General features: G+C 45.2%; 6 protein-coding genes. 4 read left to right on the top strand and 2 right to left on the bottom strand.

Annotation, left to right across the window (positions count from 1 at the left end; translation table 11 throughout):
* Positions 1 to 193: 193 nt before the first annotated feature.
* Complete coding sequence (gene tsaE / locus QUB30_RS32675) at positions 194 to 637, bottom strand: tRNA (adenosine(37)-N6)-threonylcarbamoyltransferase complex ATPase subunit type 1 TsaE (protein ID WP_333342341.1); 444 nt, start codon at positions 635 to 637, stop codon at positions 194 to 196.
* Positions 638 to 750: 113 nt separating this feature from the next.
* Positions 751 to 2,151, bottom strand: a complete 1,401-nt coding sequence (locus tag QUB30_RS32670; RefSeq protein WP_333342339.1) for a gluconeogenesis factor YvcK family protein — start codon at positions 2,149 to 2,151, stop codon at positions 751 to 753.
* A 164-nt stretch (positions 2,152 to 2,315) separates the two neighbouring features.
* Between QUB30_RS32670 and QUB30_RS32665 the strand changes: the two genes are divergently transcribed.
* The 4 genes from QUB30_RS32665 to QUB30_RS32650 all read left to right on the top strand — a co-directional run bounded on the left by QUB30_RS32665 (position 2,316) and on the right by QUB30_RS32650 (position 5,857).
* Positions 2,316 to 3,098: an ATP-binding cassette domain-containing protein gene (locus QUB30_RS32665; protein ID WP_333342337.1), complete on the top strand. Its 783-nt coding sequence runs from the start codon at positions 2,316 to 2,318 to the stop codon at positions 3,096 to 3,098.
* A 62-nt stretch (positions 3,099 to 3,160) separates the two neighbouring features.
* Complete coding sequence (locus QUB30_RS32660) at positions 3,161 to 3,490, top strand: four helix bundle protein (RefSeq protein WP_333342335.1); 330 nt, start codon at positions 3,161 to 3,163, stop codon at positions 3,488 to 3,490.
* A gap of 178 nt (positions 3,491 to 3,668) precedes the next feature.
* On the top strand, positions 3,669 to 5,147 hold the full coding sequence (locus QUB30_RS32655; RefSeq protein ID WP_333342333.1) for an MlaD family protein: 1,479 nt from the start codon (positions 3,669 to 3,671) through the stop codon (positions 5,145 to 5,147).
* A 308-nt stretch (positions 5,148 to 5,455) separates the two neighbouring features.
* Positions 5,456 to 5,857, top strand: coding sequence for a transposase (locus QUB30_RS32650; protein WP_333342331.1), 402 nt, complete (start codon positions 5,456 to 5,458; stop codon positions 5,855 to 5,857).
* Positions 5,858 to 6,213: the final 356 nt, after the last annotated feature.

Below are 6,213 nucleotides of genomic sequence, written 5' to 3'. Positions count from 1 at the left end.
AGGACAATTCATCGACTTGACTGAAATTCTTCAAGGTTCTGACCTCAAGTTTACCATTACTATGCACTACTACCTAATCTAGAAAGGTTGGCAACACGCATCAATGATGCTATTGCTGGTGAGGAAAATTTGAGAGGTAAATTGATTCGAGTCAACCGCCCGCCGCAGTAAGTTCGATCGCCTTTTCTCAAATTTATAATTGCCAATCCAATAAGTCGCCATTACCAATTACTTCAATTTGCCGCCCGTTATCTACATAACTCAAAGAAATTTGCAAATAATTTTCGGGTTTGTACTGCAATCTTTCCGCCCATTCGATCGCTACAATTCCCAAATCCCTTTCTAACCCGTCCCAATAACTTTCTAAGTGCAAAGCCTCCGCTTCTTCGGGTTCCAGTCGATACAAATCTAGATGATACAGCGGAACTCGCCCTGTAAAATACTCATTAATTAGCGTGAAAGTAGGACTTTCGATCGAGTCTGAGATTCCTAAACCTTCGGCGATACCTTGCACTAAGGTAGTTTTGCCCGCACCTAAATCTCCTTGTAATAAGATTACAGTGCCGGCGGGGAGCGATCGACCTAACGCAGCACCAAACTTGCGCGTAGCCTCAGAATCGGGAAGCAAAGTTTTCATTTCAATAATTAGTCATTAGTCCTTAGTCATTTGTTATTTGTTACTCGCTTGTGGCTGCTAATAACCCATAACCAATAAAATTAGTCAACTGTCTACTGTCAGCATTCACCAGCTTAAATGTTCTGGGCGCGGCCGTACCAACGCAGCAACATTCCCGCCAACCTTTGAGAATTGTGGCGAATTAAACCCGTATTTTGATCTTCATCCATGACATTGGCGATGACAACTCGCCGCCCCAATTGCGTTACGGCTTCTCGATCGAGTACAACCGGATAAGAATCCTCCTGAGAATAGCGGATCAAAGCCTTTGCAGAAGGGACTTTTCCTTGAACGACTACAGCATCGAACAGGGGCCTGCCACAAGCGCGGTCGATCGCCCGAATGTGGTCTGCAACACTGTATCCGTCTGTTTCCCCCGGCTGAGTCATAATATTGCACACATAAATCCGCGGAACTTCGCTGTTGGCGATCGCATCAGCAATTTCCGGCACCAACAAATTCGGAATGACACTCGTATAAAGACTCCCCGGCCCAATAATAATAAAATCCGCTTCCCGAAGTGCTTGGGCCACCTTGGGCAACGCCGGAGGATTAGCAGGAGTGCAGCCAATTTTGATGATTTTTCCGTTAGCTTTTGTAATGCTGGACTCCCCCTCAATCCTCCGGCCGTCAGCCAGTTCTGCCCACAAAGAAACGTCGCTCAGAGTAGCCGGCAGCACCTCTCCCCTAACTGCTAAAACTTTAGAACTCGCGGCGATCGCCTGTTCCAAATCCCCAGCAATATCGCTCATCGCCGTCAAAAACAAATTCCCAAAACTGTGACCCACCAAACCGTCACCAGCCTGAAAGCGATATTGAAATAACTCAGTCAATAACTTTTCCTCATCTGCCAAAGCCGCCAAACAATTGCGAATGTCTCCGGGCGGCAATACCCCAATTTCCCGCCGCAACCTCCCGGAAGACCCCCCATCATCCGCCACCGTGACAATAGCAGTGATTTTGGCACTGTAATCCTTCAATCCCCTGAGCAAATTAGAAAGGCCCGTACCGCCCCCAATTGCCACAATTTTCGGGCCGCGGTGCAAGCGGCGGTGGTTGAGGAGTCGATCTACCAATTCCTCATTCCCTTCGGGCATCAGCACTTGAGTAATAGAGTTCAAACTGCGAGTTTGCCCCCACAGAATTAACAAAATCCCGCCAGCAATGATGATCGGCCCCGACACGTAATTGGGAACAACTTCCGCAATCCACGCCAAAAAATTTCTCAACAATTGCAATAAGAAGAAAATGGGAGTCATCCCAGTCCAAATTGCTAAACCCAAAGTGGCAAGTACCACGCCGCTGGCACTGATCAGCAGCCACCGTTTCACTAACAGTCCGGGGGCTAACCACTTAAACCACTGGTGAACTCGCCCGTTCCGCAAAGAAGGGGCGTAAGGATTTCTGGATTGGGCAAAAACCTGCTTGGCTTTAACCAAGACGCGGAGGGCTTTAGGAAGTGAACTAATTGACATGGTTAATTAGTCTTAAGGGTATTGGAACAGCTCGAGCTGACAAATTTACAATACAAGAGAGTTTTGATTCTGGCAGTCAATTGAAGTAATTAGTTATTAGTCATTAGTCATGAGTCATTAGGTAGACTGATGACTGAGGACTGACAACTTATTGATAACATCCTATGGCTGAGCCACTAATCGAACTCAAGGGGGTAAGTAAGTCCTTCGGCCAGAACCCGATCCTCGATCGAGTCGATCTGAGGATTTATCGGGGAGAGGCCCTGGCAATTATTGGCCCTTCCGGGACGGGGAAATCTACGATTCTGCGGATAATTGCGGGTTTGTTGGCCCCGGATGCCGGTGAGGTTTTTGTTCAGGGACAGCGCAGGGTCGGATGGGTGGACGACGTGGCAGATCCGATCGGAATTGGGATGGTGTTTCAGCAAGCGGCTTTGTTTGATTCGCTGACGGTGGAGGAGAATGTCGGTTTTTTACTGTACCAGCATTCTAAGCTGCCGCGCCGCCGCATTCGGGAATTGGTGGAGGAGAAGTTAGAGATGGTGGGTTTGCCGGGAATTGGCCAACGCTATCCGGCGCAGTTGTCTGGGGGAATGCGGAAGCGAGTAAGTTTTGCCCGCGCCATCATGGCGAATCCCGATAATGCTAGAGACAATCCAGAGGTTTTGCTGTACGACGAACCGACGGCGGGTTTAGATCCGATCGCTTCGACGGTAATTGAAGATTTAATCCGCGACTTGCAGGCGGCCCAAGGTGTTTGCAGCACTTATGCGATCGTCACTCACCAAGACAGTACCATCCGCCGCACTGCCGATCGCATCGTATTTCTCTATCGAGGCAAAGTGCAATGGGAGGGAACTGTCAATGACATTGCATCTACAGATAATTTACTGATCAGACAATTTTTTAGCGGCAGTGTTACTGGGCCCATTCAAGCGCTTGGATAGTCAATTGTCATTAGTCATTAGTCATTAATCAGCAGTCATTAGTTATTAAGGTCAAGGGTAATATGGCAACAAAAAGTTTTCAGGAATTGCGAGTTGGTAAATTATCAGAACGACTAGCCGATGAAATTTGGAAAGCTGTTAACACTTGGGAGCCATTTGCCAAAAATACGATCGGCAAACAAATTGTCCGTTCAACAGATAGCATCGGTGCTAACATAGCAGAAGGAGTCGGACGAGGCAGCTATCAAGACAATAAACGTTTTGTCAAGATAGCTAGAGCTTCGTTATATAAAACTCTACACTGGTTGAGACGAGCTTACACTCGAAACCTTTTAACTGTTGCACAAGTCAATATATTCACAGCAATCATTAATGACTTAGCTCCTAAATGACTTAGATCCTAAATTCAACTCCTACCTACAATCTATCCGCTCATCCCCTAAAAATCACGAGCAATAACTCACAAATAATAACTGAGGGCTAACAACTAATGACTAACGACTAATGACCAATGACCAATGACTAATGACTAATGACTGCTGACTAATGACTAATGACTGAGGAGGTAATATGCGATCGCGAACTGTAAGAGAAGGTTCTGTCGGGTTCTTAATTTTAGTAGGAATCGGTTTATTTGGCGGCTTAGTGCTCTGGCTGCGGGGCGTGCAGCTAGGGAACCGCAGCTACAAATTCGCCGTAGAATTTGCCAGCGCCCAAGGAATGCAGATAGGCACGCCCATCAGGTATCGCGGGGTTGCAGTCGGTAAAATTACCGCCCTCAAACCGGGTTCCAACGGCGTAGACGTGACGCTGGAGATTGCCCCCGGTACTTTAGTGATTCCCCGGGATGTTACGATCGAAGCGAATAAATCCGGTTTAATTGGCGAATCGTCGATCGACATTACCCCCAACTCGATTTTGCCAGAATCGTTACTTACCGCCAATCCCGTTAGTGCCGACTGTCCCCCTGAGATTATCTGCCAAAATTCGCGCTTAAAAGGTCAAGCGGGAGTCACTATCGACGAACTTATTCGATCCACAGTCCGCCTAGCTAATTTCTACACCGACCCCGCGCTGTTCAACAATATTAAATCCCTCGCAGAAAATACAGCCAACACAGCTAAAGGTGCAGCTAAACTAACTCAAGATTTATCGAATTTAACTCAAACTGCCCAAGCCGAAATAAAAACTTTGAATCAAGATGTAAGGGGAGACATTGGGAGCTTAAATCAATCGGTAAAAACCGAAATAGCAAGTTTAAACCAATCGTTAAAGGGAGAAGCAAGCAGTTTAAATCAATCATTAAAGGGAGAAGCAAGCAATTTAAATCAATCGCTAAAAGCAGAAATATCAGGAGTCGCCACTGATATTTCTAAAGCAGCAGCTACGGCGGACACTTCCACAAAAGCCGTATCTGCCGCTGCGATAAATTCTGCTAATTCAGTAACTCAAGCAGCCAATCAAGTTACATTAACAGCCAACCAACTCAATTCTTTAGTAGTAACCAACCGCGCCAGTTTAGTCTCAACTCTGAATAACATCAATCAAAGCAGTCAGGAACTGCGGGTAGCTGTCAGCAGTTTGAGTCCAACAATTAATCGCATCAACCAAGGACAATTGCTGAACAATTTAGAAGTTTTATCAGCGAATGCAGCCCAAGCTTCGGGTAATTTGCGAGATTTATCCAGCCAGGTAAACAATCCGGCCACTTTGCTATTATTGCAGCAAACTCTAGATTCTGCACGAGCTACATTTCAGAACGTGCAGAAAATTACTTCCGACGTGGATGATTTGACAGGAGATCCGGCTTTCCGCAACAATATTCGCAGGTTGTTCAACGGATTGGGAGGCTTGTTGGGCTCGACAGAACAACTGCGACAGCAAGTTAAAGTCACTCAAACATTAGCTCCCCTTTCTGAGAAAGTAAATGCGACTACACCTGCCAGAAATTCATCAGTACAGCCGGGATTTCCTCGCTTGCAAAAACAGCCAAAATTGCCTGTTATACCTTCTCAAACTGCAAGAGCAGCAGAACAAGTTGCTCCATAAAATACCTTAAAATAGGGTATCATTGAATAACCGCCATTGCAATATTCGCGACTTCTTCTAGTAGACATCTCCAAAATAGTAACATTATGTGGTAAAAGAACATATAGCCTTTCTCAGAAAGATGAGGTATCATGTTACTGACACTCACTCGTGAGGGTCAAACAGAGAAGATCAGCTCAAATGAACTATAATTATAGGGTTGAGTAAAGCCTCGCCTGCGATACCACACATCATAACATTTTTTTGAAAGCACGATCTGCTTGACTCACAACACGTTTACTTGTACCAAACATCATACATTGTTAAAAATGAAAGCTTACTCGATTGATTTTAGGCAAAAAATCCTAGATACTTATCATACTGAAGCCATCTCACAAAAAGCAATAGCTAATCGTTTTTCTGTGGCTCTAAGTTTTGTACAAAAATTGCTTAAACAATATCGTGAAACAAAAAACATTACTCCGAAAACTGACCGATGTGGAGTCAAAGGCAAACTGAATGCGGAGCAACTACTCATCTTGGCGGAATTGGTGGAAGCTTCGGATGATGCAACTCTTGAAGAACTCCGTTATTTACTTTATGGGAAAATTGGATTTTCCGTTAGTAGAGCAACAATAGGAAGAATGATAAAACTCTTAGACATTACTGTCAAAAAAAACTCTCTTCCCTTCAGGCAAAGGCACAGAGCGAGTTCAAATCCTGCGATGTGAGTTCTGGAAAAAAATTAAAGAGTAAGGTTTGAAAGACTTAATATTCATTGACGAATCGGGAGTTAATTTGGCAATGGTTAGGTTATATGCTAGGTATGCAAAAAGGTGAAAGGGCCAAGGGGCCAAAACCAACTAAACGTGGCAAAAATGCAGGGCTATTTCATTCTGAACAAGATTTTGAGTGTGTTAAGATTAAAGCCAGCACTTCGTTGCCAGGGCTATTTCATTCTGATCGAAAGGCTGATATGATATTGGATTGATTCTCACCCGAAAGACCCATCTACGATGTCTCAACTTGCTCAAAAGTCGAAGCTTTTACAGCCCTGCCTGATACGCGGCGTACCGCAGGACAACGC

The organism is Microcoleus sp. BROC3 (genome assembly GCF_036702515.1).
In the GTDB taxonomy this organism is placed as follows: Bacteria; Cyanobacteriota; Cyanobacteriia; order Cyanobacteriales; family Microcoleaceae; genus Microcoleus.
This window is presented reverse-complemented; position numbering and strand designations above follow the sequence as displayed.

Coding starts and splice junctions, on each gene's coding strand:
- tsaE (WP_333342341.1), bottom strand. CDS start 637: ATGAAAACTTTGCTTCCCGATTCTGAGGCTACGCGCAAGTTTGGTGCT.
- QUB30_RS32670 (WP_333342339.1), bottom strand. CDS start 2,151: ATGTCAATTAGTTCACTTCCTAAAGCCCTCCGCGTCTTGGTTAAAGCC.
- QUB30_RS32665 (WP_333342337.1), top strand. CDS start 2,316: ATGGCTGAGCCACTAATCGAACTCAAGGGGGTAAGTAAGTCCTTCGGC.
- QUB30_RS32660 (WP_333342335.1), top strand. CDS start 3,161: ATGGCAACAAAAAGTTTTCAGGAATTGCGAGTTGGTAAATTATCAGAA.
- QUB30_RS32655 (WP_333342333.1), top strand. CDS start 3,669: ATGCGATCGCGAACTGTAAGAGAAGGTTCTGTCGGGTTCTTAATTTTA.
- QUB30_RS32650 (WP_333342331.1), top strand. CDS start 5,456: ATGAAAGCTTACTCGATTGATTTTAGGCAAAAAATCCTAGATACTTAT.